Source organism: Pseudomonas paraversuta, assembly GCF_904063065.1.
Classification (GTDB): Bacteria; Pseudomonadota; Gammaproteobacteria; order Pseudomonadales; family Pseudomonadaceae; genus Aquipseudomonas; species Aquipseudomonas paraversuta.
The window spans coordinates 153,724-179,340 of record NZ_CAJFCL010000008.1; the positions used below are offsets into that span (position 1 = coordinate 153,724).

Genomic DNA, 25,617 nt, shown 5'->3' on the forward strand with positions numbered 1-25,617 from the left:
TCGAGGTCAACCATGCTCACCACCCTGGCTGTGGCCAACTACCGCTCCATCAACCAATTGGTGGTGCCCCTGGCCAGACTTAATCTGATTACCGGCCCCAATGGAAGTGGCAAATCGAATCTTTACCGTGCCCTGCGTTTATTGGCCGAAACCGCCCAGGGCGGGGTGATCAACGCGGTAGCCCGTGAAGGAGGGCTGGAATCAACATTCTGGGCCGGACCGGAGGTGATTTCACGACGCATGAAGCTCGGCGAGGTGGATATCAGCAGAACCGTACTCAGTGGCGTAAAGCGCCTGCGTCTGGGCTTCGCTGCCGATGATTTCAGCTATGCAATTGCCTTGGGGTTGCCACCGAACGATGAGACTTCGTCGTTCAATCTCGATCCGCAAATCAAGCACGAGAGTATTTGGTCGGGACCGATTTATCGCAAGGCCAGCGAGCTGGTTGAACGTAAAGGTCCGGTGGTCCGGTCCCGTGATGGCCGCGCCTGGAAGGTGTTGGCGCAGCACACGCCGGTTTTCGACAGTCTGTTTGATCAGGTCGGCAGTATGGATGCTTCGCCGGAAGTCTTGCAGTTGCGTGAGTCCATTCGCGGATGGCGTTTTTATGACCACTTTCGCACCGACCCCGATGCGCCCGTTCGCCAGCCGCAGCTTGGCACCCGCACCCCGGTCTTGCATCACGACGGGCGCGACTTGGCAGCCGCGTTGCAAACCATTATTGAGATCGGCGACCCCCAAGCGTTACACACGGCAATCAGCGATGCCTTTCCCGGTGCGCGGCTGGAGATCCAGTTTGTTTCCGGCGGGCGCTTTGCCCTGGAGTTCTATCAGGAGGGGCTGCTGCGTCCATTGTCGGTGGCTGAACTGTCAGATGGCACCTTGCGCTACCTGCTGCTGATCGCAGCCCTGCTCACCCCTCGCCCACCCACCATGATGGTGCTGAACGAACCCGAGACCAGCCTGCATCCCGATCTGCTGCCGGCGCTGGCGCGGTTGATCATTCGTGCTTCGCAACAATCGCAAGTCTGGGTGGTGTCCCACGCCCGGCGTCTGATCGCGGCGCTGCAGCAAGATCTTGAGTGCAACTGCATCGTGCTGGAAAAAAACTTCGGCCAGACCGAGATCGTTGGCCAGCGCCTGCTGGATCAGCCCGCCTGGTACTGGGCGGACAAATAAAAACGCCGACGCTTTAAAAGCCGTCGGCGTTTTCACAAGGGCGGGCGCTGTTTAGAACGCAGGGACTACCGCACCTTTGTATTTCTGTTCAATGAAGGCTTTGACTTCAGGGCTGGTCAGGGCCTTGGCCAGCTTCTGGATTGCGTCGCTGTCCTTGTTGTCAGGACGGGCCACCAAGAAGTTCACGTATGGCGAATCGGCGCCTTCAATGATCAGCGCGTCGGTGGCCGGGTTCAGGCCCGCTTCCAGCGCGTAGTTGGTGTTGATCATGTCCAGGTCAACCTGATCCAGCACCCGTGGCAGCAGCGCGGACTCAAGTTCCTTGAACTTGAAGTTGTGCGGGTTCTTGGCGATGTCTTTCGGTGTGGAGACAGCATTGGTCGGGTCTTTGAGTTCGATCAGACCGGCCTTTTGCAGCAGGATCAACGCACGGCCACTGTTGCTGCCTTCGTTCGGGATGGCGATGGTCGCGCCGTCTTTCAACTCAGACAGGTTTTTGACTTTTTTCGAGTAGCCACCGAAGGGTTCAACGTGAACGCCGATCACGGTCACCAGATTGGTGCCTTTGCCTTTGTTGAAGCTTTCGAGGTACGGCAGGGTCTGGAAGTAGTTGGCATCCAGGTGCTTCTCGGCCACTTGTACGTTGGGCTGCACATAATCGGTGAACACTTTGACTTCCAGATCCACGCCTTCTTTGGCGAGGGTCGGTTTGATCAGCTCAAGGATTTCGGCGTGGGGTACCGGGGTCGCAGCGACCACCAGTTTCTCGCCAGCCTGTGCCAGGCCTGCAGTCAAAGCAGCCGCCAATGCGGTAAACAACAGAACCTTTTTCATGCAATGCCCTTAAGTGTGTGACCGTTCGGATGACGGTTTTATTGGAAGACGAAACGAACAATACCGAGATTCTTTATTCCCGAACAATAATATTTATTCAGCTTCTTATGCCATTTTGTTCACTTGCGATTTTCGTCGCAACCGTGGGAGCCGGCTTGCCGGCGATGCCATCCCTGGCTCGCCAGCTCCCACAGTGATGCTCAGGTCAGCAGGTTTTTCAGTGCCGCCAGCTCCTGCGCCGTTGCGCCTTTGATGAACAGCTCAATCTGGCTCAGGGTGTCGGGCAGGTTCAGATGCTCGGGCTGGATCTCTTCGCCGGTACTGACCAGCAGCGCAAAGTGGATCACGTTCTCCAGCTCCCGGGTGTTGCCCGGCCAGCTGTGACGTTCCAGGACGCGCTGGGCACTGGTGCTGATAAAGGGCACTGGCAGGTTCAGGCGCTGGCTATAAATGCCCAGAAAGTATTCCGCCAGCGACAAGATATCCCCGGGCCGTTCGCGCAAGGCCGGCAAGTCCAAGCGGCCTTCGCTGAGGTAGTGATACAGCCGTTCGTGGAACTTGCCGGCACTCACTGCCTGCGCCAGATCAATGCTGGTGGCCGCGACCAGGCGCACGTCTACCGGGCTCGGCTGATGGGCGCCCACGCGGGTGACTTCGTGGGTTTCCAGGGCGGCCAGCAGCTTGACCTGAATTGCCAGCGGCAAATCGCCGATTTCGTCCAGATACAACGTGCCGCCATTGGCCGAGCCGAACCATCCGGCACGGCTGCTGGCCGAACTGTTGTGTGCACCCGGGGCGTAGCCGAACAACTCTGCGTCGGCATAGGTGGGGCTGATCGCACCGCAGTTCACCGATACGAACAGGCCGGGGCGATCACTGCCACGGTGGATGTGGCGGGCGAGCAACTCCTTGCCGCTGCCGGTCTCGCCGCGAATCAGTACCGGCAACGCGCGCGGTGCCAGCTGTTCAAGGTCGTTGCGTAGCTGGCGCGAGCGCGGATCAACGAATACCAGCGCTTTGGCGCGAATACTCAACGGGCTTTTTTCAGCGTCGGGAAAGGTCAGCAATGGCTGACCGAAGGTTTCATGCAGGCTCATGGCTGGCTCCCGCCCGCCGCCGATGGGTGGGCGCGGGCGTTACAAAAAATTCATGCGCGGCGCAGTGCGCCTTGCTCGATGCGGGTTTGCAGGCGGTACAAAAAGGCGAACCCTTGTTCCCAGCGCTGGTGACCGGATTTGACGTTGATATGTCCGGCGCCGCTGATGATCCCGATCTTGGCTCCCCACTGGCGGGCAAACTCCATGGCCCGTGGCGCACTGACCGCGGAGTCGTTATCGGAGCTGACAATCTGGCTCGGGAACGGCAACGGTTGCCGGGGAATCGGTGCAAAGTTACGCAAGGCCGGGGCGCAGGCCGGGCGTTCGACATCGGCCGGGGCCACCAACAAGGCACCGCGTACCTGGCTCAGCAGGCTGGACGGCGCGCGCTCGGCCCAGTGCGCCACCGTGATGCACCCCAGGCTATGGGCAATCAGAATCACCGGGGTGCTGTCGGCGGCAATCGCTTCGGCCAGGGCTGCGATCCAGTCTTCACGCCGCGGCGTCAGCCAGTCGTCCTGCTCCACCCGGGTACTGTTCGGTAAGCTGTTTTGCCAGTGGGTTTGCCAATGATCGTCGGACGAACCTTGCCAGCCCGGCACTATCAAATAGCGTATCGATTCGTTGCCCATGGGTGTGCGTCTCCAGCGGTATGTGTGTTACCGAGTCAGTATAGGGACGGTTTTTAGATTCTCTAAGGAATAAGAAGCTATTTATTAATAACCAAAAAATCATTTTCGGCGCTGGGCTAAGCTCAGCACATCGTCCACTCCAAGAGCTGCCGCCATGAAAAGCCTGGTCGACCATCTAAGCCAATACGCCGCTTATCACCGTGACCCGCGCAATATCGTCAGCCATTTCATTGGTATCCCGCTGATCGTGGTGGCTGTTGCGGTGTTGTTGTCGCGACCGCAATGGGCAGGGGTTTCTCCCGCGGTGCTGCTGATGCTGGGGGCGGCGGTGTTTTACTTGCGCCTGGAGCTGCGCCTGGGGCTGCTGATGACGCTGCTGTTGGGTCTTGCCGTATGGCTGGGGCACAGCCTGGCGGCGCTGAGTACAGGCGCGTGGCTGGGCTGGGGGGTTGGCTTGTTTGTTGTCGGCTGGGGGATTCAGTTCGTCGGGCATTACTACGAAGGGCGTAAACCGGCGTTTATCGATGACGTGACCGGGCTGATCGTGGGGCCGCTGTTTGTGGTGGTGGAGCTGGGCTTTTTGCTGGGCTGGCGCGGGGATTTAAAGCGCGAGATCGAGGCGCGGCAGGTTTGACTGTGTGGGAGCCCGCTTGCTGGCGATGGCTGCATCGCTGGCAAGCCAGCTCCCACAGCCTTTTGTCAGCCTTTGAATGCCTGATGCAGCTGGGCCAGCGTCTCAAAGTGGTATTTGGGGGCGAACGAATTCAGCTCTTCAAAGCTGCCAAAACCATAGCCCACGGCTGCCGCGTCCATGCCGTTGTCCCGGGCACCGATCAGGTCATGCTTGCGGTCGCCGATCATCAGGGTCTGGGTCGGGTCCAGCCCTTGCTCCTGCATCAAATGGGCAATCAGCTCGACCTTGTTGGTGCGGGTGCCGTCCAGTTCGCTGCCGTAGATCACTTTGAAGTGTTTGGCGAAATCAAAATGCCGGGCGATTTCCCGCGCGTAGACGTGGGGTTTGGACGTCGCGATAAACAGCTGGCGGCCCTGCCCTTGCAGCTCTTCAAGCAGCTGCTGCACGCCGTCGAAGACGTGGTTTTCATACAGGCCGGTGACCGCAAAACGCTCGCGATAGAAGCCCATCGCTTCCCACGCCCGAGCCTCGTCAAAGCCATAGGTGGCCATGAACTGTTGCAGCAGGGGCGGGCCGATGAAGTGTTCGAGTTTGCTCAGGTCGGGCTCATCAATGCCCATTTTGCCCAGGCCAAACTGGATCGAACGGGTGATGCCTTCACGCGGGTCGGTCAGGGTGCCGTCGAGGTCGAACAAAACGTTTTGGTAATGCATGCAGGGCTCCAGAATGGTGAGCTTAAACCGGCCGGTCGTAGCCTTCGGCCAGGTGCTGGTCTTTGAGTTTTACGTAGTTGCCGGCGCTGTAAGTGAAGAAGGCCTGTTCTTTTTCGGTCAGTTCGCGCACTTGCCTGACCGGGCTGCCGACATACAGAAAGCCGCTGGCCAGACGTTTGCCCGGGGGAACCAGGCTGCCGGCACCGACTATTACCTGGTCTTCGATGATGGCGCCGTCCATGACGATGCTGCCCATGCCGATCAGGATACGGCTGCCCACGGTACAGCCATGCAGCATGACTTTGTGCGCGATGGTCACGTCATCGCCGATCAACAGCGGGAAACCGTCCGGATTAAAGGGCCCGGCGTGGGTGATGTGGAGCACGCAGCCGTCCTGCACGCTGGTGCGCGCGCCGATGCGGATGCGGTGCATGTCGCCGCGGATGACGGTCAGCGGCCAGACAGAGCTGTCGGCGCCGATCTCGACATCGCCGATCACCACCGCCGAGCGATCGACAAAGGCGCGCTCGCCCAGGGTCGGTGTGTGCTGCTGGAACGGACGAATGGACACAAATTGCTTCCTTCTTTAGCAGTGATAGGGCGTAGCAGTGCTGCGGTCTGCAGCGATTGTAATTAAGATGGCCCAATGTTTCTTCAAGCCAAGGTGCCTAACGTGAGCGAGAACAACCCTCTTTTGCAGCCCTACGACCTGCCGCCGTTCTCGGCGATCCGTCCTGAGCACGTACAGCCGGCCATCGAGCAGATCCTCGCCGACAACCGCGCCGGCATTCAAAAAATCCTCGCCGACCAGGGTCAGAAGCCGACATGGGCCGGCCTGGTATTGGCGATGGATGAGTTGAACGACAGACTGGGCGCCGCCTGGAGCCCGGTCAGCCACCTGAATGCGGTATGCAACAGCGCCGAACTGCGCGAAGCCTACGAGGCCTGCTTGCCTGCATTGAGCGCCTATTCGACCGAGATGGGCCAGAACCGCGAACTGTTCCAGGCCTTCGAAGCCCTGGCCCACAGCCCGCAAGTAGCGGACTTCGACCAGGCACAAAAAACCATTCTCGAGCATTCGCTGCGTGACTTCCGCCTGTCGGGTATCGATCTGCCGCCAGCCGAGCAAAAGCGCTACGCCGAGGTGCAGAGCAAGCTGTCGGAGCTGGGCAGCAAGTTTTCCAACCAGCTGCTGGACGCGACCCAGGCCTGGACCAAGCACATCACCGACGAAGCTGCGCTGGCGGGCCTGACAGAGTCGGCCAAGGCGCAAATGGCGGCAGCCGCCCAGGCCAAAGGCCTCGACGGCTGGCTGATCAGCCTGGAATTCCCGAGCTACTTCCCGGTCATGACCTACGCCGAAGATCGCGCCCTGCGTGAAGAAGTCTATGCCGCGTACTGCACCCGTGCCTCGGACCAGGGCCCGAATGCGGGCAAGTTCGACAACGGCCCGGTGATGGAAGAAATCCTCGACCTGCGCCAGGAACTGGCCCGGCTCCTGGGTTTTGCCAGCTTTGCCGAGCTGAGCCTGGCCACCAAAATGGCTGAAACCCCGGATCAGGTGCTGACCTTCCTGCGGGATCTGGCCAAGCGCAGCAAGCCATTTGCCGTCCGCGATCTGCAGCAGTTGCAGGCCTATGCTGCCGAGCAGGGTTGCCCGGAGCTGAAAAGCTGGGACAGCGGGTTCTTTGGCGAAAAGTTGCGCGAGCAGCGTTACAGCGTGTCCCAGGAAGCACTGCGGGTTTACTTCCCGATCGACAAGGTACTGGGCGGCCTGTTTGCCATTGTGCAGAAGCTGTACGGCATCGAAATCGCTGAAATCAAGGGCTTTGATACCTGGCACCCGGACGTTCGACTGTTCGAAATCAAGGAAAACGGCCAGCACATCGGGCGTTTCTTCTTTGACCTCTATGCCCGCGCCAACAAGCGTGGCGGTGCATGGATGGACGGCGCTCGTGATCGCCGCCGCACAGCTGCCGGCACCCTGCAAAACCCGGTGGCCAACCTGGTGTGCAACTTCACGCCGGCGGTTGCGGGCAAGCCTGCGTTGCTGACCCACGATGAAGTCACCACGTTGTTCCACGAATTTGGTCACGGCCTGCACCACATGCTGACCGAGATCGAGCACGCGGGCGTGTCCGGTATCAACGGCGTGGCCTGGGATGCGGTCGAGTTGCCGAGCCAGTTCATGGAAAACTGGTGCTGGGAACCTGAAGGCCTGGCGCTGATTTCCGGTCACTACGAAACCGGCGAAGCCCTGCCCAAAGACCTGCTGGACAAGATGCTCGCGGCCAAGAACTTCCAGTCCGGGCTGATGATGGTTCGCCAGCTGGAATTCTCGCTGTTCGACTTCGAATTGCACGCCACCCATGGTGACGGGCGCAGTGTGGCGCAGGTGCTGGACGGTATCCGCGACGAAGTGTCGGTCATGCGTCCGCCGGCCTACAACCGCTTCCCCAACAGCTTTGCGCATATCTTTGCCGGCGGTTACGCGGCGGGTTATTACAGCTACAAATGGGCTGAAGTGCTGTCGGCGGATGCTTTCTCGCGCTTTGAAGAAGAAGGCGTGTTCAACCCGCAAACCGGCAAGGCTTTCCGTCAGGCGATTCTGGCCCGGGGCGGTTCGCTGGCACCGATGGAGTTGTTCAAGGACTTCCGTGGTCGTGAGCCTTCGATCGACGCGTTATTGCGTCACAGCGGTCTGACCGAGGACGCGGCAGCATGAGTGACACACCGGTGAACGTGACCAAAAAACGCTTTATCGCCGGGGCTGTCTGCCCGGCGTGCAGCGAGCCTGACAAGTTGATGATGTGGAACGAAGATGACGTACCGCACCGCGAATGCGTGGCCTGCGGTTATTCGGACACGTTGAATGAACAAGGCCTGTCGGTGCCCAAGGAATTGGGTACGCGGGTGAATGTTTCAGCCCTGAAAAAAGCCCCGGACCCCAAAGTCCAGGCCGTTCAGTTTTTTCCGAATCCGAAGCTGAAAAAACCGGAATAAAACACCCGCAGGAGCGAGCAAGCTCGCTCCTGCAACAGGTGTTGCTGTCAGCCCTTCTGCCATACCTTCGGCTTGAAGAACAACGTCTGGCCACGGGCCAGATCGGTCAGGCTGTCGTGGTCCTTGACCACTTCAACTTCGATCAGCTCGCTTTGCCCTTCAACTTTCAACGTCACCCGGGTGGTCGCACCCAACGGGCGGATGTCGCGTACCTCGGCACCATGGTGGTCTTCGAGTTCATGCCGCGACAGCGACACTTCGTGCGGGCGGAACAGCAGGTGCTGGTCTTCACCGACATGCAGGCGGTTGGAGTCGCCCAGAAAGTGGTACACGAAATCGCTGGCCGGGTTTTCGTAGACTTCGCCCGGTGAGCCGATCTGCTCGATCACACCCTTGTTCATGACCACGATGCGGTCGGCGACTTCCATCGCTTCTTCCTGGTCGTGGGTCACGAATACCGAGGTCAGGTTGATGTCTTCGTGCAGGCGTGCCAACCAGCGGCGCAGCTCTTTACGGACCTTGGCATCAAGCGCGCCGAACGGTTCGTCCAGCAACAGCACCTTGGGCTCTACGGCCAGGGCGCGGGCCAGGGCGATACGCTGGCGCTGACCACCGGACAATTGCTCCGGGTAACGATCCGACAACCAGTCCAGTTGCACCATGTTCAGCAGTTCATGAACTTTTTCGGCGATGCGGGTTTCACTCGGGCGCTCTTTTTTCGGCTTCATGCGCAGGCCGAAGGCGACGTTGTCGAACACCGTCATGTGGCGGAACAGGGCGTAATGCTGGAACACGAAACCGACGTTGCGATCGCGTACATCGTGGCCCGAGACGTCTTCACCGTGGAACACGATGTTGCCTTCGTCCGGAGTTTCCAGGCCTGCGATGATGCGCAGCAAGGTGGTTTTGCCACAGCCGGACGGGCCGAGCAGGGCCACCAGTTCGCCGCTGTGAATGTCCAGGTTGATACTGTTCAGGGCCTTGAAGGCATTGAAGTTCTTGCTGACGTTACGGACTTCGATCGACATGGTTTATTCCTCCGCGGCGCTGGCGCGCAGGCGGTTAATACGGGATTCGCTCCACTGCTTGAGCAGCAGGATGAAGAGCGCCAGGATCAGCAACAGGGTGGCCACAGCGAAGGCGGCAACGTGGTTGTACTCGTTGTAGAGGATCTCGACGTGCAGCGGCAGAGTGTTGGTCACCCCGCGAATGTGCCCGGAAACCACCGACACCGCGCCAAATTCGCCCATCGCCCGTGCAGTACACAGCACCACACCGTAGATCAGGCCCCATTTGATATTGGGCACCGTGACGTGCCAGAACATCTGCCAGCCATTGGCGCCCAGCAGGCGTGCGGCTTCTTCTTCCTGCGTGCCCTGCTCCTGCATCAGCGGGATCAGCTCACGGGCGACGAAGGGCACGGTGACGAAGATGGTTGCCAGCACAATACCCGGCAGCGCGAAGACGATCTGGATGTCGTGGTCCTGCAGCCATGGGCCCAGGAAGCCCTGGGCGCCGAACATCAGCACGTAGACCAGACCGGCGATGACCGGCGATACCGAGAACGGCAGGTCGATCAGGGTGACCAGGATGCTTTTGCCGCGGAAGCTGTATTTGCTCACGCACCAGGCTGCGCTGACGCCGAACACCACGTTCAGCGGTACCGAAATCACCACCGCAATGATGGTCAGCTTGAGTGCCGACAGGGCGTCGGGTTCGAGAATGGCGTCGAAGAACGTGCCGACGCCCATTTTCAAACCCTGGGACACCACGATCAGCAGTGGCAGCAACAGGAACAGGGTGAAAAACAGCCAGCCGAAGCCGATCAGCAGGCGCCGCGACAGCGGGCTGCCACGGCGGGCGGCGTTGGCTACGGTCGAGGCGCTCAGTGTTGAATTGGACATGGTCAGGCCTCCTTCACGGTTTTTCGATGCGCCGCTGAATCAAATTGATCACCAGCAGCAAAATGAAGGAAACCACCAGCATCATCACGCCAATGGCTGTGGCACCGGTGTAGTCGTATTGGTCCAGCTTGACCATGATCAGCAGCGGCAAAATTTCAGTTTTGAACGGCATGTTGCCGGCGATGAAAATCACCGAGCCGTACTCGCCGACGCCACGGGCAAAGGCCAGGGCAAAACCGGTCAACCAGGCCGGCAACAAGGCCGGTACCAGAATGTAGCGGAACACTTGCAGAGGCTTGGCCCCCAGGCAGGCGGCGGCTTCTTCGATTTCACGGGGGATATCGGCCAGCACCGGCTGCACGGTACGCACCACAAACGGCAAGGTGACGAAGGTCAGTGCCAGGGTGATACCCATCGGGGTGTAAGCGATTTTGAAGCCCAGGTCGGCAGCGAACTGGCCGATCCAGCCGTTGGGGGCATACAGCGCAGTCAGGGCAATACCCGCTACGGCAGTCGGCAGGGCAAATGGAAGGTCGATCATGGCATCGATGACCTTGCGCCCGGGGAAGGTGTAGCGCACCAGGATCCAGGCCAGCACAGTGCCGATTACACCGTTGATGATCGCGGCAAAGAAGGCCGTACCAAAGCTCAGCTGCAATGCAGCCAGCACTCTGGGGGCGCTGATGATGGCCCAGAACTGGTCCCAGGTCAGTTGGGCGGCATGTACAAACATCGCCGCCAGTGGAATAAGCACGATGAGGCTGAGGTACACCAAGGTGTAACCCAGCGTCAGCCCGAAGCCGGGTATGACGGGGGAGATACGACGCGACATAAAAGTCCTTGGTTAACGCACGAAGCCCGCAAACCGATTGCGGGCTTAATGTTCTAGCTTTCAGCGAGGCTAACGCCCCGCTCCCACAGGTTATTGCGCCTGGTAGATCTGGTCGAACACGCCACCGTCATTGAAAAATTTCGGTTGCGCAGTCTTCCAGCCGCCGAAGTCTTTGTCGATAGTCACCAGTTCCAGTTTCGGAAACTGCGCGGCGTATTTGGCAGCGACTTTTTCGTCACGGGGACGGTAGAAGTTCTTCGCTGCTATTTCCTGACCTGCCGGGCTGTACAGGTGCTCGAGGTACGCTTTGGCGATCTCGGCATTGCCTTTTTTGTCGGCGTTTTTGTCGACTACAGCTACTGGCGGTTCGGCCAGAATCGACAGTGAAGGTACGACGATGTCGAACTTGTCAGCGCCGCCATCTTCTTTCAGGGCCAGGAAAGCTTCGTTTTCCCACGCCAGTAGTACGTCGCCCTGACCGTTGTTGACGAAGGTGATGGTCGACCCACGTGCACCGGTATCCAGCACCGGTACGTGTTTGAACAATGTTTTCAGGTATTGCTTGGCTTTTTCCTCGTCGCCACCGTTGGCTTTAAGGCCATAGGCATAGGCTGCAAGGAAGTTCCAGCGTGCGCCGCCGCTGGTTTTAGGGTTCGGGGTAATCACCGACACCCCGTCTTTGGTCAAATCAGCCCAGTCCTTGATCCCTTTAGGGTTGCCCTTGCGCACCAGGAACACGATGGTCGAGGTGTAAGGGGTGCTGGCATCCGGCAGGCGGGTTTGCCAGTTTTCCGGCAGGGAGCCTTTATTCAGTTTGGCGATTTCGTCGATGTCACCGGCCAGGGCCAGGGTCACTACGTCGGCACGCAGGCCATCGATGACGCCGCGCGCCTGTTTGCCCGAGCCGCCATGGGATTGCTGGATTTTGACGTTATCGCCGGGATGGCTGGCTTTCCAGAAATTGGTGAATTCGGCGTTGTAATCCTGGTACAGCTCACGGGTCGGATCGTAGGAAACGTTGAGCAATTCGTAATCTTTGGCCACAGCGGAGCCAGCAAAAATGGCACTGGCCAGCGCGGCCAAAGCGTAACGGCGTAGGGACATAGGTGAGGCTCCAAAGCATGCGTTTTTAGTTTTTATAAGCGTACCCGGCTGAGTACGCGTTCAACGATTCAGCTGGTTTTCTGGGTGGAGTTCTGCAGCCGGAATTTCTCTTTACGTTCGATTTGAACCACCTGAGCGTTGTGCACGGTGATTTCCACAGCACCAAAGCGCAGGTCTCGAAGCGCGCTCTGGATTTCCCGCAGAATGGTGGCTTCGTCCTGACCGTCAACGCTACGCAGAGATGCGCTCATGGTGTGCTCCTGAAAGATGGAATGGCTGGCGTGGGGGCAATAGTAGTGAGGCGGGGATATTCTTAAAAATACTATTTAAGAATGCTTATATAACTGAAAACTCATTTCTCCCTGAATGCCCGGATAACGCTCGGCTGCAGGCGCGCGCTGGCGTGGCATAGGCACAAAGCTATTTGGTTGCAATGGCGGGCGGATGCCGATGCGAGCAAGATTGCGCCTGCAGAGATTCGATTTGATCAGGCGCAAATGACGACTGCGACTACACTCCCAGAGCCTCGCCTGCGCGTCGACGCGAGGCAGGTACGACACGCTGCTTTACAAAGGTGGGAACTATCACTGGACAGCCAGCGACAGTGCGATCACTTTAGAGCGGAAGTCGTCTTTTCCTGCATAGTCTGGAGTCTTTATGTCGTTTACCCCTGAGTTGGTTGCCGAACTGGAAGTCCTCGCACAATTTAGTCTGGACAGTTCCCAGGAGGGTTTGAAAGTCCATCAAAGCGCTGATAAAAAGCTGGTTGAAGCTGCCAAGCGCCTGTATGCAAAAGATCTGATCACTCAGCCGGATGGTGGTTACCTCACGAGCCTGGGACGTGATGCAGTTGAACATGTGCAAACCCTGTTGACGATTCTGACTACCAAGCCTTTTGTAGCCGTACCCCTGGCAGAACTTGCCTGACGCCACGCATCGCCCTCGGGATCTAAAAGAATCATGATTCCGCGGGCACACTTCCTGCCCGCGTAAAAAATCTGACGTCAAAAACACAATCGTTCTAAGCCTTTCTTGTGGCTGGCTGTAAACTCCCGTTCTGTAGCTCCCTACTCTTTCTTACCTGGCGAGCCGGTTTGAGTGTGAAATGACACCCCACCCTGAAATGCATTGCGCCTTCCATGAGGGAGTTGACCGACCGATTCTCAATCAACTGCGTGGGCGCTTCCTGACGGTCAATCAAGGACGTCTGGCCCGTGCAATGGAAGGCCTGGCACCACGTCAGCAGCGATTGCTGAACCTGCTGGCGCTGCTATTTCATGTGAACCACCCGTTATTGCCCGGCTATGTGTCGGACTGCACCCCGACCGGGGTGTCAGGTTATGAACCCGATGCCGACACACTCGCCCTTGCGCAGCATCTTGTCTGCAACTTTTCCTACACGAGCTGTTCAGCCAGGCCGCAGTTGATTCATGGGCTTTTTTTGATGGGCAGTCTGGGGACGTTGGCCCAGACCGATCAAAGCGACATGGATGTGTGGCTTTGCCATGGTCCGGATTTGTCGCAAGTGGCGTTGCAGGCATTGCGCAATAAATGCCATCGCCTGGAGCAGTGGGCGGCGAGCCAGGGCTGTGAAGCCCACTTCTATCTGATCGACGCGCAACGCTTTGCGCGGGGCGAACGTGAGGTTCAGCCGTGTTCGGGCAATGGCAGCACAACGCAGCACAATTTGCTGCTCGATGAGTTTTATCGCACCGCCATCTGGCTCGCGGGGCGCATACCGCTGTGGTGGTGGGTGCCGGTCAATGCAGAAGTCCGGTATGACGAGTTCACCCGTAATTTGTTGAGCAAAGGCCTGATCGGATCCGGTGAGGTGATTGATCTGGGGCATCTGGCGCACATTCCGCCAGGCGAGTTCCTGGGCGCCGGGCTGTGGCAATTGTTCAAGGGCATAGAGTCGCCCTACAAGTCGGTGCTCAAGCTGTTACTGATTGAGGTCTATGCCAGCGAGCACCCGCAGGTGCACTGCCTGAGCCTGAGTTTCAAGCAGGCGGTATACGCCAACCAGTTGAATCTCGATGAGCTGGACCCTTACGTGGTGGTGTACCGGCGTATCGAGCGCTACCTGATTGCCCGTGGTGACCTGCGACGACTGGAACTGGTGCGCCGCAGCCTGTACCTGAAGGTTAATTGCAATCTGACCGGCAGCGCCGTACCGCGCGGGGTGCCGTGGCAGCGCCAGTTGCTTGAGCGCCTTACCCGAGAGTGGGGCTGGGGGGAGTGTCAGCTGGCTTCGCTCGACAATCGTTCGCAGTGGAAGGCTGAAGAGGCCTGCCACGAACGCCTGGCGCTGGCTCAAGAGCTGAGTGTCAGCTATCGGTTTTTGAGCCGGTTCGCCCTTGATGAGCAGGCTGGCGCGCTGCAAAGAAGCTGGGGTAGCGCCGCGAAGCCGAGCGCTACCGTCGTGACGTCGGGGGCTTAAGCGGTAAAGTCGGCGGGGGCTTTTGGCTGGTATTCCACTTCGAGCAGTTCCAGCTTGAGGGTTTTGCCGCCCGGCGCGGGCCAGTTGATGTGCTGGCCTACTTGCAGACCCAGCAGTGCGCTGCCAACGGGCGCCAGAATCGAAATCTTGCCTTCGTCCGCATTGGCGTCCTTGGGGTAAACCAGGGTCAGGCGATAGTCCTTGCCACTGCTTTCTTCGCGGCAATGGACACGCGAGTTCATGGTCACAACGCCAGCAGGCACTTCTTCGTGGCCGACGATGGTTTCGGCGCGATCGAGTTCAGCTTGCAAAGCCTCAACGCCAGGAGTCGTTTCCGGCAGGCTGTCGATGAGTTGCTCAAGACGCTGAACGTCCAGACGGGTGAGGATGAGTGGGGTTGGGGTGCTCATGACCTGGCAGACTCCTTTTTTCTGCACAAAAAAGCAAAACCCCGCCGGAAAATGGCGGGGTTTTGACGAACCTCGTTAGTGCGAGGCGAACCCGGACACTACCACAGCAAAATAAATACACAAGCTGGTGACAGTGATCCGGGGTCAGTGGCCTGGCATGCGGCGTTGCCGGGCCTGTTCACAAATCACCCGACGCCGCTGGTCGTCTGCCGAGCGCCACTCGCGGATATCTTCAACGTGGCGAAAGCAGCCCAGACACACTTTGTGTTCATCCAGCCGGCAAGTGCTGATACATGGGGACGGCACTGCCGGACTGATATTGCTGTACAGGGGTTTAGCGGGTTTAGCAGGAGCAGTCACAATCAGATCTCTTCAAATTCCAGCTCGGCGCCTGCGTGTTCCTTGGTCAGCCGATGGACCATTTCGCTGAGCAACTCGTCGCTTTTATCGCACTTCCACGAACTGCGTTTTTCATCGTAGTCAAAGTGAAAACCGCCATTGGGAGCGGCAAGCCAGAGCTGAAGCACAGGTGCCTGGCGGCTGAAGATCAGCGCTTTGCCATTCTCAAACTTGACCGTCAGGATTCCGGCGGAATTTTCTACATCTACGTCCAGATTACAGTCGTCGAAGATGTCTTCCAGATTTTCCTGGGTGGCATCGACCAGATCGTGAAAACGGGCTTCAGTCAAACTCATGGTGGAACCTCGTAGTGTCTAGTCATGCTCGGAACTCGCAAGATACGGGCGCTCCAGGCCGATTGCAAACCCTAAGACAGCGTTCGGCCAACCACCACTGATTATCCAGACAGGTGCTCCTGTTCGAGCTGTCTGCTGCATAGGCAAGCTGGTAGGCGCTGGGTATACTCGGGCGCAATTAACGCTTTCCAAAGGATTTCGCCATGAAGCGCCTGATCTCTTCTATTGCTGCGCTCGTCGCGGTCGCCTGCCTTGTTTCTGCCTGTGGTCAAAAAGGTCCGCTGTATCTGCCCGATGACAGCCAAAACCCCGATGACCAAGCGAAATCGTCGCAATCGCAAGCGCATAAGCACCAATAAGGGAACACCATGGACGCTTTTAACTATCGGGACGGCGAGCTGTTCGCCGAAGGTGTCGCACTGACGGCCATTGCCGAGCGCTTTGGCACGCCGACGTACGTTTATTCCCGGGCGCACATCGAGGCGCAATACAACGCTTTTGCCAATGCGCTGGACGGCATGCCGCACCTGGTGTGTTTTGCGGTCAAGGCCAACTCCAACCTGGGCGTGCTCAATGTCCTGGCGCGTCTGGGCGCCGGTTTCGACATTGTGTCCCGTGGTGAGCTGGAGCGTGTGCTGGCCGCGGGCGGCTCGGCAGACAAAATCGTGTTTTCCGGTGTCGGCAAGACCCGCGACGACATGCGTCGCGCCCTGGAAGTGGGCGTGCACTGTTTCAACGTCGAGTCCACCGATGAGCTGGAGCGCCTGCAAGTGGTGGCCGCCGAGCTGGGTGTTCGCGCGCCGGTTTCGCTGCGGGTCAACCCGGACGTCGATGCGGGGACGCATCCGTACATCTCCACCGGCCTCAAGGAAAACAAGTTCGGCATCGCCATTGCCGATGCCGAGGATGTGTACATCCGCGCCGCCCAGTTGCCGAACCTGGAAGTGGTTGGCGTCGATTGCCATATCGGTTCGCAACTGACCACCCTCGAGCCTTTCATCGATGCCCTCGACCGCCTGCTGGGGCTGGTTGATCGCCTGGGCGATTGCGGCATCTATCTGCGTCATATCGACCTTGGCGGTGGCCTGGGTGTGCGTTACCGCGATGAAGAGCCGCCACTGGCCGGGGATTACATCAAGGCCGTGCGCGAGCGTCTCGACGGTCGTGATCTGGCGCTGGTATTTGAGCCGGGCCGTTTTATTGTGGCCAACGCGGGCGTACTGTTGACCCAGGTTGAGTATCTCAAGCACACCGAGCACAAAGATTTCGCCATCGTCGATGCGGCCATGAACGACCTGATTCGCCCGGCGCTGTACCAGGCCTGGATGGACGTGACTGCGGTTCGCCCGCGTGACACTCAGGCCCGTGCTTACGACATCGTGGGGCCGATCTGCGAAACCGGCGACTTCCTGGCAAAAGACCGCCAGTTGGCGCTGGCTGAAGGTGATTTGCTGGCTGTGCATTCGGCCGGTGCCTACGGCTTTGTCATGAGCTCGAACTACAACACCCGTGGTCGCGCCGCAGAAATTCTGGTGGATGGCGACCAGGCGTTTGAAGTTCGCCGCCGCGAGACCGTAGCTGAGTTGTTTGCCGGCGAAAGCCTGTTGCCGGAGTAATCCCATGTTGCTGCGTTTTACTAAAATGCACGGGCTGGGCAATGACTTCATGGTTCTCGACCTGGTCAGCCAGCACGCGCATATTTTGCCCAAGCATGCCAAGCAATGGGGTGATCGGCACACGGGCGTCGGTTTCGATCAGCTGTTGCTGGTCGAAGCGCCGAGCAATCCTGAGGTGGACTTCCGTTACCGGATCTTCAACTCCGACGGTTCCGAAGTTGAGCAGTGCGGTAACGGTGCACGCTGCTTCGCGCGCTTTGTGCTCGACAAGCGTTTGACCACCAAGCGCCAGTTCAAGGTCGAAACCAAAGGCGGCATTATCGAACTGAATGTGCGCAGCGACGGGCAAATCAGCGTCGACATGGGGCCGCCGCGACTGGTCCCCGAAGAGATCCCGTTCATTGCCGACGCCCAGGCGCTGAGCTATGAACTGGATGTCGACGGCCAGCGCGTTGAACTGGCAGCCGTCTCGATGGGCAACCCCCATGCGGTGTTGCGCGTTGACGATATCAACGCTGCGCCGGTGCATGAACTGGGGCCAAAAATTGAACATCACCCGCGCTTTCCGGCGCGGGTCAATGTCGGTTTTCTGCACGTTATAGATCGTCAGCGCGGGCAACTGCGGGTCTGGGAGCGTGGTGCCGGGGAAACCCAGGCCTGCGGTACCGGTGCCTGTGCCGCGGCAGTGGCGGCGATCAGCCAGGGCTGGATGGACTCGCCGTTGATTCTGGATTTGCCCGGTGGACGCCTGTCCATCGAGTGGGCAGGCCCGGGTCATTCGGTGATCATGACCGGCCCGGCGATGCGTGTTTACGAAGGACAAGTCCGTTTATGAGTGAGCGCTAACGATGACCGACAAGCCACAGTCTGCAGATCTCGAAATGCCTGCTGAAACCCCGGAGGCGGCGACGGTTGCGGCCTATCTGCAAGCTCACCCGGATTTCTTCAGCCAGCGTGAGGAGTTGCTCCTGTCGCTGCGGATTCCTCACCAGCGCGGCGATACGATTTCGCTGGTAGAACGACAGCTGGAACTGTTGCGTGGCCGTAATATCGAGATGCGTCATCGTTTGTCACAGTTGATGGACGTAGCCCGCGACAACGATCGGCTGTTCGAAAAAACCCGTCGTCTGAACCTTGCCTTGATGGACGCCACCAGCCTTGAAGAGCTGGTGATTGCCGTCGAAGACAGCCTGCGTCAGGACTTTCAGGTGCCGTTCGTCAGCCTGGTGCTGTTTGGTGACAATCCCATGCCGGTCGGTCGTTGGGTCAGCAGCGCCGATGCTCAGCGTGCCCTGGGTGGCTTGCTGACTGAAGGCAAGGCCGTCAGTGGCAGCTTGCGTGAGCATGAACTGGACTTTTTGTTCGGTGAAGAGCAGCGCAAAGAGATTGGTTCCACCGCGGTGGTGGCTCTCAATCATCTGGGGCTGCATGGTGTTCTGGCCCTTGCCAGCCGCGATCCGCAGCACTACAAAAGCTCGGTAGGCACGCTGTTCCTCGGTTATATCGCGCAAGTACTGGGCCGTGTATTGCCGCGCTTCACCAACGCCCTGCGCCCGGTACGTTAGTCATGGAGCGACAGCTGGACGCTTACTGCACCCACCTGCGCAGTGAGCGCCAAGTGTCGCCCCATACGCTGCAGGCCTACCGCCGCGACCTGAACAAGGTGCTGGCGTTTTGCAGCAAAGAATCAATTGCCGGCTGGCGCGCACTGGATATCCAGCGCCTGCGCCAACTGGTGTCGCGTCTGCATCAGCAAGGCCAGTCCTCACGCAGCATTGCCCGCTTGTTGTCGGCAGTGCGAGGGCTCTATCACTATCTAAATCGTGAAGGCCTGTGCGATCACGACCCGGCCAATGGCCTGGCGCCGCCCAAAGGCGAGCGTCGCTTGCCCAAAACCCTGGACACGGACCGGGCTCTGCAATTGCTTGAGGGCGCGGTTGAAGACGAATTTCTGGCCCTGCGCGACCAGGCCATCCTGGAGCTGTTCTACTCATCGGGGCTGCGCCTGTCAGAGCTCACGGGGCTCAATCTGGATCAGCTCGACCTGGCCGACGGACTGGTTGAAGTACTCGGCAAGGGCAGCAAGACCCGGGTGCTGCCAGTGGGCAGAAAGGCCCGTGAGGCGCTGCAGGCGTGGTTGCCGTTGCGGGCACTGGCCAACCCGGAGGATGACGCCGTGTTTGTCAGTCAGCGTGGCAGGCGTCTTGGGCCGCGGGCCATTCAGTTGCGGGTCAAGGCCGCCGGCGAGCGCGAGTTGGGGCAAAACCTGCATCCGCACATGTTGCGTCATTCATTTGCCAGCCATTTGCTGGAGTCCTCCCAGGACTTGCGCGCCGTGCAAGAATTACTCGGGCATGCCGACATCAAGACCACTCAAATCTATACCCATCTGGATTTCCAGCATCTGGCAACGGTCTATGACAGCGCCCACCCAAGGGCCAAACGCAGTAAGGGCAATGAATGACCATTGAGTTGATTACCTTCGACCTCGACGACACCCTGTGGGATACCGCGCCGGTGATTGTCAGTGCTGAAACCCGGTTGCGCGAATGGTTGGTTGCCAATGCACCAAAAGTGGGCGCGCTGGACGTTGCGGCGTTTCAGGCACTGCGTCAGCAGGTATTGAGCGACGAGCCGCAATTGCGTCACCGAATCAGCGCGCTGCGCCGGCGGGTGTTATTCCATGCATTGCAGGGCGCGGGTTACATGAACGCTGCAACCCTGGCAGACCAGGCATTTGAGGTGTTCATCGAGGCCCGGCATGCGCTGCAGCTGTTCCCGCAGGCAGAGCCGGTACTGACGATACTGGCCCGGGATTACAACCTGGGCGTGGTGACCAACGGCAACGCCGATGTGCGGCGCATCGGCCTGGGGCATCACTTCAAGTTCGTGCTGTGCGCCGAAGACATCGGTATTGCCAAGCCGGATGCGCGCCTGTTTCACGAGGCACTGGTGCGTGGCGGCAATATCTCGCCTGCGGCAGCCGTGCACGTGGGCGATCACCCCGGTGATGATATTGCCGGAGCCCAGCAGGCGGGCATGCGCGCGATCTGGTTCAACCCCGGCGGCAAGCGCTGGGAAGGCGACAAGGCTGCGGATGCCGAGATCGGCTGCCTGAGTGAGTTGCCGGCGGTGTTGAAACACATTTTGTAGAGCAAGCTCGCTCCTGCAGAAGATGGGCCAAGGCTGCAGACACAAAAAAACCCGCAGCGACGGCGGGTTTTTTCTTCAAGCCGGCAATAAATCCTTAGATAGGACGGCTGCCGTACTTGTTGTCAGGCTTCTTGGGTGGGTCTGCCACCACGTTGGCCTCGACTTCCTGCACCTTGCCACCTTTGGACAAAAACTCCTCCATGGCACGGGCCAGAGCATCACGCTCCTTGTTTTTGGCTTCTACACTCGGCAGGTCATCAATCGACACTGCAGCCTTGGATTTACCTTTGGCTGCCGGAACCGGAGCATCATCGCCACTGTCGTCGTCTGCAACGTCTTCGGCTGCCGCTTCCAGGCCTTCCTCGGTTTCGTCCTCGTCACCTACTTCGAGGTCATCATTTTCCAGATCGTCGTCGCTCATGTTCTACCCCATGACTTACTTAAAGCAGATTAGTTATATAGACCAGATGCGACAAATGTCGACCGCCGCCGGTGAAAAAGTAGCCTTGGGTAAACCTCGGCTCACGCCTCACCACTGATTAAAATGATGAGGACTTTACGAGCGCAGCAACAATTGCGGCACTCGCCCAAATAAGCACCTTGCCGAACGTCCGGTGCCAGTTGTTCCGCTGTGTTGGCTGGAGCAACCGGCAGCCCGGCCCTTGGGCCTTGAAAGCGTCTGGAGGTCATCCCCGCCTTCGTCCTGCCAGGACACAGTTTTGTGGCCTTCGGCGCGCATTCTAGCGCGCTGGAAAAAAAAGCAAAGCAGCTAATAGTCGAGTTGCGCTGTAAGTGATCATCCTACAAATCATTGCTGAACCGATCTCGGGACATGGGAGCAGGAAAAGTCATCTGATTGTTGCGAATCAGGCCACATTACAGACAAAAAAATACCCGGCGTGCCGGGTATTTTTCTGACCGTCAGTTACAGGTTGTAACCGCGTTCGTTGTGTTGTGCCAGGTCCAGGCCAACTGCCTCTTCCTCTTCAGCCACACGCAGGCCGATTACGGCATCCAGCACTTTGAGTATGACGAAGGTCACAATCGCGGTGTAGATCACGGTGAAGGCAACGCCTTTGCACTGAATCCAGACTTGAGCGGCGATATCGGTCACGGTGCCGAAACCGCCCAGGGCCGGCGCTGCAAACACACCGGTAAGGATGGCACCGACAATGCCGCCGATACCGTGTACGCCGAATGCATCCAGCGAATCGTCATAGCCCAGCTTGCGCTTGAGGCTGGTGGCGCAGAAGAAGCAGATCACACCCGCCGACAGGCCGATCACGATCGAACCCATAGGGCCAACGGTGCCTGCTGCCGGGGTGATGGCAACCAGGCCGGCGACCACGCCAGAGGCGATCCCCAATGCACTTGGTTTACCGTGGGTGACCCACTCGGCAAACATCCAGCCCAGCGCCGCTGCCGCAGTTGCGATCTGGGTCACCAGCATCGCCATGCCGGCGGTGCCGTTGGCGGCAGCTGCCGAACCTGCGTTGAAACCGAACCAGCCGATCCACAGCATGGCGGCGCCCACCAGGGTGTAGCCAAGGTTGTGCGGGGCCATCGGAGTGTTCGGGTAGCCTTTGCGCTTGCCGAGCACGATGCACGCTACAAGGCCTGCAATACCGGCGTTGATATGCACCACGGTACCGCCCGCGAAATCCAGCACGCCCCAGTCCCACAGCAGGCCACCATTACCGCTCCACACCATGTGGGCAATTGGTGCATACACCAGGGTGAACCACACACCCATGAAAATCAGCATGGCCGAGAACTTCATGCGTTCGGCAAAGGCGCCGACGATCAGTGCCGGGGTGATGATGGCGAAGGTCATCTGGAAGGTGATGAACACCGCTTCCGGAAACAGTGCGGTAGAGGACGTCAGGCTGTCCGGAGTCACCCCTGCCAGGAAGGCTTTGGAGAACCCGCCGATGAACGAGTTGAAGTTGGTGACGCCCTGCTCCATGCCCGTGGTATCGAACGTGATGCTGTAGCCATAAATGACCCACAGAATGCTGATCAAGCCGGTAATGGCGAAGCACTGCATCATCACGGAAAGAATGTTTTTGGAGCGCACCATGCCGCCGTAGAACAGCGCCAGGCCGGGGATGGTCATAAACAGCACCAAAGCCGTTGCAGTCAGCATCCAGGCGGTGTCGCCCGAATTGAGGACTGGAGCCGCTACTTCGTCTGCCGCCATGGCCAGGCCTGGCATTACGACGGACAGCAGGGCTCCGAGCCCTGCGATTTTACGCAGAGTCATAGTGTTTTCTCCTGGGGCGTTGGGGTATGGCGGCTTAGATTGCGTCGGTATCGGTTTCGCCGGTACGGATGCGGATAGCCTGTTCCAGATTGACCACGAAAATCTTGCCGTCACCAATCTTGCCGGTGTTGGCAGCCTTGGTTATCGCCTCGATAACCCGGTCAAGATCTTTGTCGTCGATGGCGACATCAATCTTCACCTTTGGCAGAAAATCGACCACATATTCCGCGCCGCGATACAGCTCGGTGTGACCTTTCTGCCGGCCGAAGCCTTTGACCTCAGTAACGGTAATGCCCTGCACGCCGATTTCAGACAGCGACTCGCGCACGTCGTCTAACTTGAACGGCTTGATTATGGCGGTGACTAGCTTCATGAAACTTCTCCCGAATTGGTGGACTTGCCCCAGGAAAACAAACCCGGCTCAAGTCTAAGCGCAGTGTCTGGCTTTGTAACGCATCGTCAGCCTTGTTCAGGCTGTTCCACGTGTCTCAATCGCCGGTGACGAAAGCTTTCCCTGAACCACCTGCCGCACTGCCTAGGTCACAGCTACTGCATCAGTGCCTGAGTCACAGCCAACTAAGCAGAAACCTTGCCATGTCTGGAAAAGTCAGTAATTACAGGGAGATACCCATAGCTGATAGCTTTTGGCCTGATTTGGCAGGGCATTTGTGCACGTAAACAGTGCGTGCCCGGCAGGCCAGGCGCCCAAAAATCGTGCGAAGGCCCCCGAAGATTGGGCCCGGACACTGCGTGATACACTCGCCACCATCAGTTTTTCAGGACCTTACCCATGCTCGCGCCCAAAGACCTCCTCGACGCCCTGAGTGGCCATGCTTCCCGTGTGCTCAGTGGCGAAACTGCGCTGCCGCGCAATGAAATCGAAAGCCAGTTCAAAGCCTTGCTGCAAAGCGGTTTCAGCAAGCTGGATCTGGTGAGCCGTGAAGAGTTCGACAGCCAAATGGTGGTTCTGGCCCGCACCCGTGCCCGCCTCGAAAGCCTGGAAGCCAAGGTGGCCGAGCTGGAAGCCAGATTGCTGCCGCCGACCGAATAACGCGCCAAGGCGGTGCGTTTACCCATATGAACAAGGACGTTTTTGTATGTTGGTGATGAATCGGCTGGTCCCCGAGATGATCGTCTCGGACCTTGCCAGCAGCCTGGATTTTTACTGCGCAGTGCTGGGCTTTCAGATCGAGTACCAGCGACCTGAGCATCAGTTTGCGTTTCTGTCATATCACGGCAGCCAGCTGATGCTGGAGCAGGATGATCTTGAACCCTCCTCCTGGCGGGTCGGGCCGCTGGAGGCGCCTTTCGGGCGAGGCATCAACCTGTCGATCAAATGCCCCGACGTCCAGGCCCTGATCGACCGTTTCGAAGCCGCCGGGTACACATTGCGCAAACCCCTTGAAGAGCGCTGGTACCGCAGCAACGAGGTGTTGTTCGGTGAGCGCAACTGCCTGCTGCTCGACCCCGATGGCTACCTGCTGCGCTTTGCCGAGGACCTGGGAACCCGGGCCGCCACCCGGACACCCGCGATGCCAGGGTGATCCACCGCTCATTTTTTGAACCAATACGGCTCCCCAGATAATGGCCATTTGACTCTATGGCCCTTAAACATTACTGTCGCCAGCTAATCAAGGAAGCGGTACGGACTCATGTCCGGGTTTTGCCGCGCGAACTTAAAACACGGAGCACGGATGCGCGGCGCACTTCTTCGCAGTGGCAAAAGCGGGGCTTTTACTGCCCTGGGTGAGACCGGTCAGCCAGTCTATCGGGCGGCACTGCAATTGCGCGAAGCGATTCGCTGCCAAAATCCTGACATGGCAACGCATCTGGCCATCCCTCAAAGCGATGAGCTGGGCGACAACATTGACTGGTACAGCGAGCTACCCGGCGATGTGATTCCCTGGGCCAGCGCCACCCCGCAGGAACGTGCTCAAGCCGTTGTCGAGCTGGAACAGCTGCAGTCTTTTCTCAATCAGCTCAGTGCTGAACAACTCGACCCCGACAGTGCCCACAAACCTTCGGTAGACCGTACGGTGTTCGGCAAGCTGCTGGCCCACGTGCTGCCATTTCCGGATGAGAACTACGTTTATCTGGTCAACGGCAAACCGGTACTGACGTTCTGGGGCTTCCGTCGTCCGGGCACTGACCACGGCCTCGACCCGCTGTACTGTCTGCGGCCACAGGTAGCACCCGTTACCCCTGCCCCGGTGATTGCCCCGCTGGCCGAGCCTGCTCCGGCACCCGCCCCGGTGCCGGTGCCAGTGGTGGCCCGGTCGTGGTGGCGCTGGTTGTGGTGGCTGATCCCGCTGTTACTGCTGCTGTTGCTACTGTTTGGTCTGCGCAGCTGTGGCCCGCAGTTGGGGGTGCCAGTGCCGGCATGGCTGGTGGACTTCAACCTGGACGGGCTCAAGGTTTCTGAACCTGTTTCCAGGCCAAACCCCACGTCCACGCTCACGCCATCGCGCGAGCTGTCAGGCAGTGGCCAGGTTGGCGGGGCAGCGGGCACGGCTGAAACTGCAGGCCAGGTGCCTGAAGTGCAGACCCCGCCTGCGGTCCAGCCGGAGTCGGTGGTGCCGCCAGGCACCGATAACGCCCAGGCATCCATGGCTCAAGAGCCGCCGACAGCGGATAACGCGACTACCCCGCCGACGCCGCCGACGCCGCCGACAATCCCGGATGAGCTGCCGAAAACTCCGGCACCTGTGCCTGTACCCGGCGAGCCGTTGATCATCCCGGCCGACAGCGCGGATGGCCAGGCCGCCTTCCTCAACGGCCACTACCGCGCGGGCGCGGGCATTCAAGACAAAAACACCGGTCTGTCACTGCGCCTTGAGTATCAGTTCAAGGACGGCAAGGGCGAGGTCATTGTGCGCAAGGCCAATGGCATCAGCTGCACCGGCCCGGTTTCTGCGGCCATGCAGGCCGGCAGCCTGGCGATCAATAGCCAGGCCCAGGCCGCCTGCAGCGATGGCAGCAGCTATGACATGCCGCAAATCGATTGTCGTCAGGGGGCCAAAAGCATTGCCGACTGCACCGGCGCTTACGAAGACAAAAAAATCCCCATCACCATGCGCCAGACGGGCGAATAATGACTGGAAAACTCTG

At 59.1% G+C, this 25,617-nt stretch carries 30 protein-coding genes and 1 pseudogene; 15 read left to right on the forward strand and 16 right to left on the reverse strand.

The genetic code is table 11. The annotated features are described in order from the left end of the window. Nucleotides 1–12 precede the first annotated feature (12 nt). Complete coding sequence (locus tag JQ845_RS17285) at nt 13–1,179, forward strand: AAA family ATPase (RefSeq protein ID WP_010656734.1); 1,167 nt, start codon at nt 13–15, stop codon at nt 1,177–1,179. Nucleotides 1,180–1,230: 51 nt separating this feature from the next. On the opposite strand, the gene JQ845_RS17290 is transcribed toward JQ845_RS17285, so the two are convergent. The 3 genes from JQ845_RS17290 to JQ845_RS17300 form a co-directional block, all read right to left on the reverse strand. Then, entirely contained in the window at nt 1,231–2,013 is a 783-nt protein-coding gene (locus tag JQ845_RS17290; RefSeq protein ID WP_003437927.1) for a MetQ/NlpA family ABC transporter substrate-binding protein, read from the reverse strand. A gap of 200 nt (nt 2,014–2,213) precedes the next feature. Further along, nucleotides 2,214–3,110, reverse strand: a complete 897-nt coding sequence (locus JQ845_RS17295) for a sigma 54-interacting transcriptional regulator (RefSeq protein ID WP_127196624.1) — start codon at nt 3,108–3,110, stop codon at nt 2,214–2,216. A 50-nt stretch (nt 3,111–3,160) separates the two neighbouring features. Then, on the reverse strand, nt 3,161–3,742 hold the full coding sequence (locus JQ845_RS17300) for an alpha/beta hydrolase (RefSeq protein ID WP_003437925.1): 582 nt from the start codon (nt 3,740–3,742) through the stop codon (nt 3,161–3,163). Nucleotides 3,743–3,896: 154 nt separating this feature from the next. Here JQ845_RS17300 and JQ845_RS17305 point away from each other — a divergent pair, with 154 nt between their 5' ends. Beyond that, the gene (locus JQ845_RS17305; RefSeq protein WP_003437924.1) at nt 3,897–4,376 is read left to right on the forward strand and encodes an Mpo1 family 2-hydroxy fatty acid dioxygenase; all 480 of its coding nucleotides are present in this window, start codon (nt 3,897–3,899) and stop codon (nt 4,374–4,376) included. A gap of 65 nt (nt 4,377–4,441) precedes the next feature. Here the strand turns inward: JQ845_RS17305 and JQ845_RS17310 are convergent, their stop codons facing one another. Continuing rightward, nucleotides 4,442–5,089 carry an HAD family hydrolase gene (locus tag JQ845_RS17310; RefSeq protein ID WP_003437923.1) on the reverse strand — a complete coding sequence of 216 codons (648 nt, stop codon included), beginning with the start codon at nt 5,087–5,089 and terminating at the stop codon, nt 4,442–4,444. A 22-nt stretch (nt 5,090–5,111) separates the two neighbouring features. Next, nucleotides 5,112–5,660: a gamma carbonic anhydrase family protein gene (locus JQ845_RS17315; RefSeq protein WP_127196626.1), complete on the reverse strand. Its 549-nt coding sequence runs from the start codon at nt 5,658–5,660 to the stop codon at nt 5,112–5,114. Between the two features lie 75 nt (nt 5,661–5,735). Here JQ845_RS17315 and prlC point away from each other — a divergent pair, with 75 nt between their 5' ends. Together prlC and JQ845_RS17325 are read left to right on the forward strand one after the other, a co-directional pair. Next, entirely contained in the window at nt 5,736–7,814 is a 2,079-nt protein-coding gene (prlC, locus tag JQ845_RS17320; RefSeq protein WP_165878373.1) for an oligopeptidase A, read from the forward strand. Continuing rightward, the gene (locus tag JQ845_RS17325; protein ID WP_003437919.1) at nt 7,811–8,092 is read left to right on the forward strand and encodes a YheV family putative zinc ribbon protein; all 282 of its coding nucleotides are present in this window, start codon (nt 7,811–7,813) and stop codon (nt 8,090–8,092) included. The genes prlC and JQ845_RS17325 overlap by 4 nt, the downstream gene beginning before the upstream one ends. A gap of 47 nt (nt 8,093–8,139) precedes the next feature. Here the strand turns inward: JQ845_RS17325 and JQ845_RS17330 are convergent, their stop codons facing one another. The 5 genes from JQ845_RS17330 to oscA all read right to left on the reverse strand — a co-directional run bounded on the left by JQ845_RS17330 (nt 8,140) and on the right by oscA (nt 12,183). Continuing rightward, the gene (locus tag JQ845_RS17330) at nt 8,140–9,120 is read right to left on the reverse strand and encodes a sulfate/molybdate ABC transporter ATP-binding protein (RefSeq protein WP_003437918.1); all 981 of its coding nucleotides are present in this window, start codon (nt 9,118–9,120) and stop codon (nt 8,140–8,142) included. Nucleotides 9,121–9,123: 3 nt separating this feature from the next. After that, nucleotides 9,124–9,996, reverse strand: coding sequence for a sulfate ABC transporter permease subunit CysW (gene cysW / locus JQ845_RS17335; RefSeq protein ID WP_003437917.1), 873 nt, complete (start codon nt 9,994–9,996; stop codon nt 9,124–9,126). A 13-nt stretch (nt 9,997–10,009) separates the two neighbouring features. Next, the gene (cysT, locus tag JQ845_RS17340; RefSeq protein WP_003437916.1) at nt 10,010–10,828 is read right to left on the reverse strand and encodes a sulfate ABC transporter permease subunit CysT; all 819 of its coding nucleotides are present in this window, start codon (nt 10,826–10,828) and stop codon (nt 10,010–10,012) included. A gap of 90 nt (nt 10,829–10,918) precedes the next feature. After that, nucleotides 10,919–11,932 carry a sulfate ABC transporter substrate-binding protein gene (locus tag JQ845_RS17345; RefSeq protein WP_003437914.1) on the reverse strand — a complete coding sequence of 338 codons (1,014 nt, stop codon included), beginning with the start codon at nt 11,930–11,932 and terminating at the stop codon, nt 10,919–10,921. A gap of 68 nt (nt 11,933–12,000) precedes the next feature. Continuing rightward, a complete protein-coding gene (gene oscA / locus JQ845_RS17350) occupies nt 12,001–12,183 on the reverse strand; it encodes a sulfur starvation response protein OscA (RefSeq protein ID WP_003437913.1) in 183 nt (60 codons plus the stop codon). 406 nt (nt 12,184–12,589) lie between these two features. On the opposite strand from oscA, the gene JQ845_RS17355 reads away from it, so the two are divergent. Together JQ845_RS17355 and JQ845_RS17360 are read left to right on the forward strand one after the other, a co-directional pair. Continuing rightward, nucleotides 12,590–12,859 (forward strand): TIGR02647 family protein, encoded by a 270-nt coding sequence (locus tag JQ845_RS17355; protein ID WP_003437912.1) that lies wholly within the window; start codon nt 12,590–12,592, stop codon nt 12,857–12,859. A gap of 178 nt (nt 12,860–13,037) precedes the next feature. Continuing rightward, nucleotides 13,038–14,312: pseudogene (locus JQ845_RS17360) on the forward strand (class I adenylate cyclase); the annotation flags it as partial. A 56-nt stretch (nt 14,313–14,368) separates the two neighbouring features. On the opposite strand, the gene rnk reads toward JQ845_RS17360, so the two are convergent. The 3 genes from rnk to cyaY all read right to left on the reverse strand — a co-directional run bounded on the left by rnk (nt 14,369) and on the right by cyaY (nt 15,477). Next, nucleotides 14,369–14,782 (reverse strand): nucleoside diphosphate kinase regulator, encoded by a 414-nt coding sequence (rnk, locus tag JQ845_RS17365; RefSeq protein WP_003437910.1) that lies wholly within the window; start codon nt 14,780–14,782, stop codon nt 14,369–14,371. A gap of 144 nt (nt 14,783–14,926) precedes the next feature. Continuing rightward, nucleotides 14,927–15,148, reverse strand: a complete 222-nt coding sequence (locus JQ845_RS17370) for a DUF1289 domain-containing protein (protein ID WP_165439565.1) — start codon at nt 15,146–15,148, stop codon at nt 14,927–14,929. Continuing rightward, nucleotides 15,145–15,477 carry an iron donor protein CyaY gene (cyaY, locus tag JQ845_RS17375; protein WP_003437908.1) on the reverse strand — a complete coding sequence of 111 codons (333 nt, stop codon included), beginning with the start codon at nt 15,475–15,477 and terminating at the stop codon, nt 15,145–15,147. Before cyaY ends, JQ845_RS17370 begins: the two co-directional genes overlap by 4 nt. 203 nt (nt 15,478–15,680) lie before the next feature. On the opposite strand from cyaY, the gene lptM reads away from it, so the two are divergent. The 6 genes from lptM to JQ845_RS17405 are packed head-to-tail and all read left to right on the forward strand — an operon-like array spanning nt 15,681 to nt 20,246. After that, entirely contained in the window at nt 15,681–15,836 is a 156-nt protein-coding gene (gene lptM / locus JQ845_RS17380; protein ID WP_010656736.1) for an LPS translocon maturation chaperone LptM, read from the forward strand. Between the two features lie 9 nt (nt 15,837–15,845). Continuing rightward, the gene (gene lysA, locus JQ845_RS17385) at nt 15,846–17,093 is read left to right on the forward strand and encodes a diaminopimelate decarboxylase (protein ID WP_003437906.1); all 1,248 of its coding nucleotides are present in this window, start codon (nt 15,846–15,848) and stop codon (nt 17,091–17,093) included. A 4-nt stretch (nt 17,094–17,097) separates the two neighbouring features. Continuing rightward, nucleotides 17,098–17,928: a diaminopimelate epimerase gene (dapF, locus tag JQ845_RS17390; protein WP_003437904.1), complete on the forward strand. Its 831-nt coding sequence runs from the start codon at nt 17,098–17,100 to the stop codon at nt 17,926–17,928. 13 nt (nt 17,929–17,941) lie between these two features. Next, nucleotides 17,942–18,658, forward strand: coding sequence for a DUF484 family protein (locus JQ845_RS17395; protein WP_010656738.1), 717 nt, complete (start codon nt 17,942–17,944; stop codon nt 18,656–18,658). A gap of 2 nt (nt 18,659–18,660) precedes the next feature. Then, entirely contained in the window at nt 18,661–19,557 is an 897-nt protein-coding gene (xerC, locus tag JQ845_RS17400; RefSeq protein WP_003437900.1) for a tyrosine recombinase XerC, read from the forward strand. Next, the gene (locus tag JQ845_RS17405; protein ID WP_127196628.1) at nt 19,554–20,246 is read left to right on the forward strand and encodes an HAD family hydrolase; all 693 of its coding nucleotides are present in this window, start codon (nt 19,554–19,556) and stop codon (nt 20,244–20,246) included. Before xerC ends, JQ845_RS17405 begins: the two co-directional genes overlap by 4 nt. A 94-nt stretch (nt 20,247–20,340) precedes the next feature. On the opposite strand, the gene sutA is transcribed toward JQ845_RS17405, so the two are convergent. The 3 genes from sutA to glnK form a co-directional block, all read right to left on the reverse strand. Beyond that, complete coding sequence (gene sutA, locus JQ845_RS17410; RefSeq protein ID WP_003437896.1) at nt 20,341–20,667, reverse strand: transcriptional regulator SutA; 327 nt, start codon at nt 20,665–20,667, stop codon at nt 20,341–20,343. Between the two features lie 504 nt (nt 20,668–21,171). Next, nucleotides 21,172–22,509, reverse strand: coding sequence for an ammonium transporter (locus JQ845_RS17415; RefSeq protein WP_003437894.1), 1,338 nt, complete (start codon nt 22,507–22,509; stop codon nt 21,172–21,174). Between the two features lie 34 nt (nt 22,510–22,543). After that, the gene (gene glnK / locus JQ845_RS17420) at nt 22,544–22,882 is read right to left on the reverse strand and encodes a P-II family nitrogen regulator (protein ID WP_002555808.1); all 339 of its coding nucleotides are present in this window, start codon (nt 22,880–22,882) and stop codon (nt 22,544–22,546) included. A 417-nt stretch (nt 22,883–23,299) separates the two neighbouring features. Here glnK and JQ845_RS17425 point away from each other — a divergent pair, with 417 nt between their 5' ends. The 3 genes from JQ845_RS17425 (at nt 23,300) to JQ845_RS17435 (ending at nt 25,601) form a co-directional block, all read left to right on the forward strand. Further along, entirely contained in the window at nt 23,300–23,560 is a 261-nt protein-coding gene (locus tag JQ845_RS17425; RefSeq protein ID WP_003437892.1) for an accessory factor UbiK family protein, read from the forward strand. Nucleotides 23,561–23,606: 46 nt separating this feature from the next. After that, nucleotides 23,607–24,053 carry a bleomycin resistance protein gene (locus tag JQ845_RS17430; RefSeq protein WP_010656740.1) on the forward strand — a complete coding sequence of 149 codons (447 nt, stop codon included), beginning with the start codon at nt 23,607–23,609 and terminating at the stop codon, nt 24,051–24,053. A gap of 150 nt (nt 24,054–24,203) precedes the next feature. Beyond that, nucleotides 24,204–25,601 (forward strand): SrfA family protein, encoded by a 1,398-nt coding sequence (locus JQ845_RS17435; protein WP_203009296.1) that lies wholly within the window; start codon nt 24,204–24,206, stop codon nt 25,599–25,601. Nucleotides 25,602–25,617 lie beyond the last annotated feature (16 nt).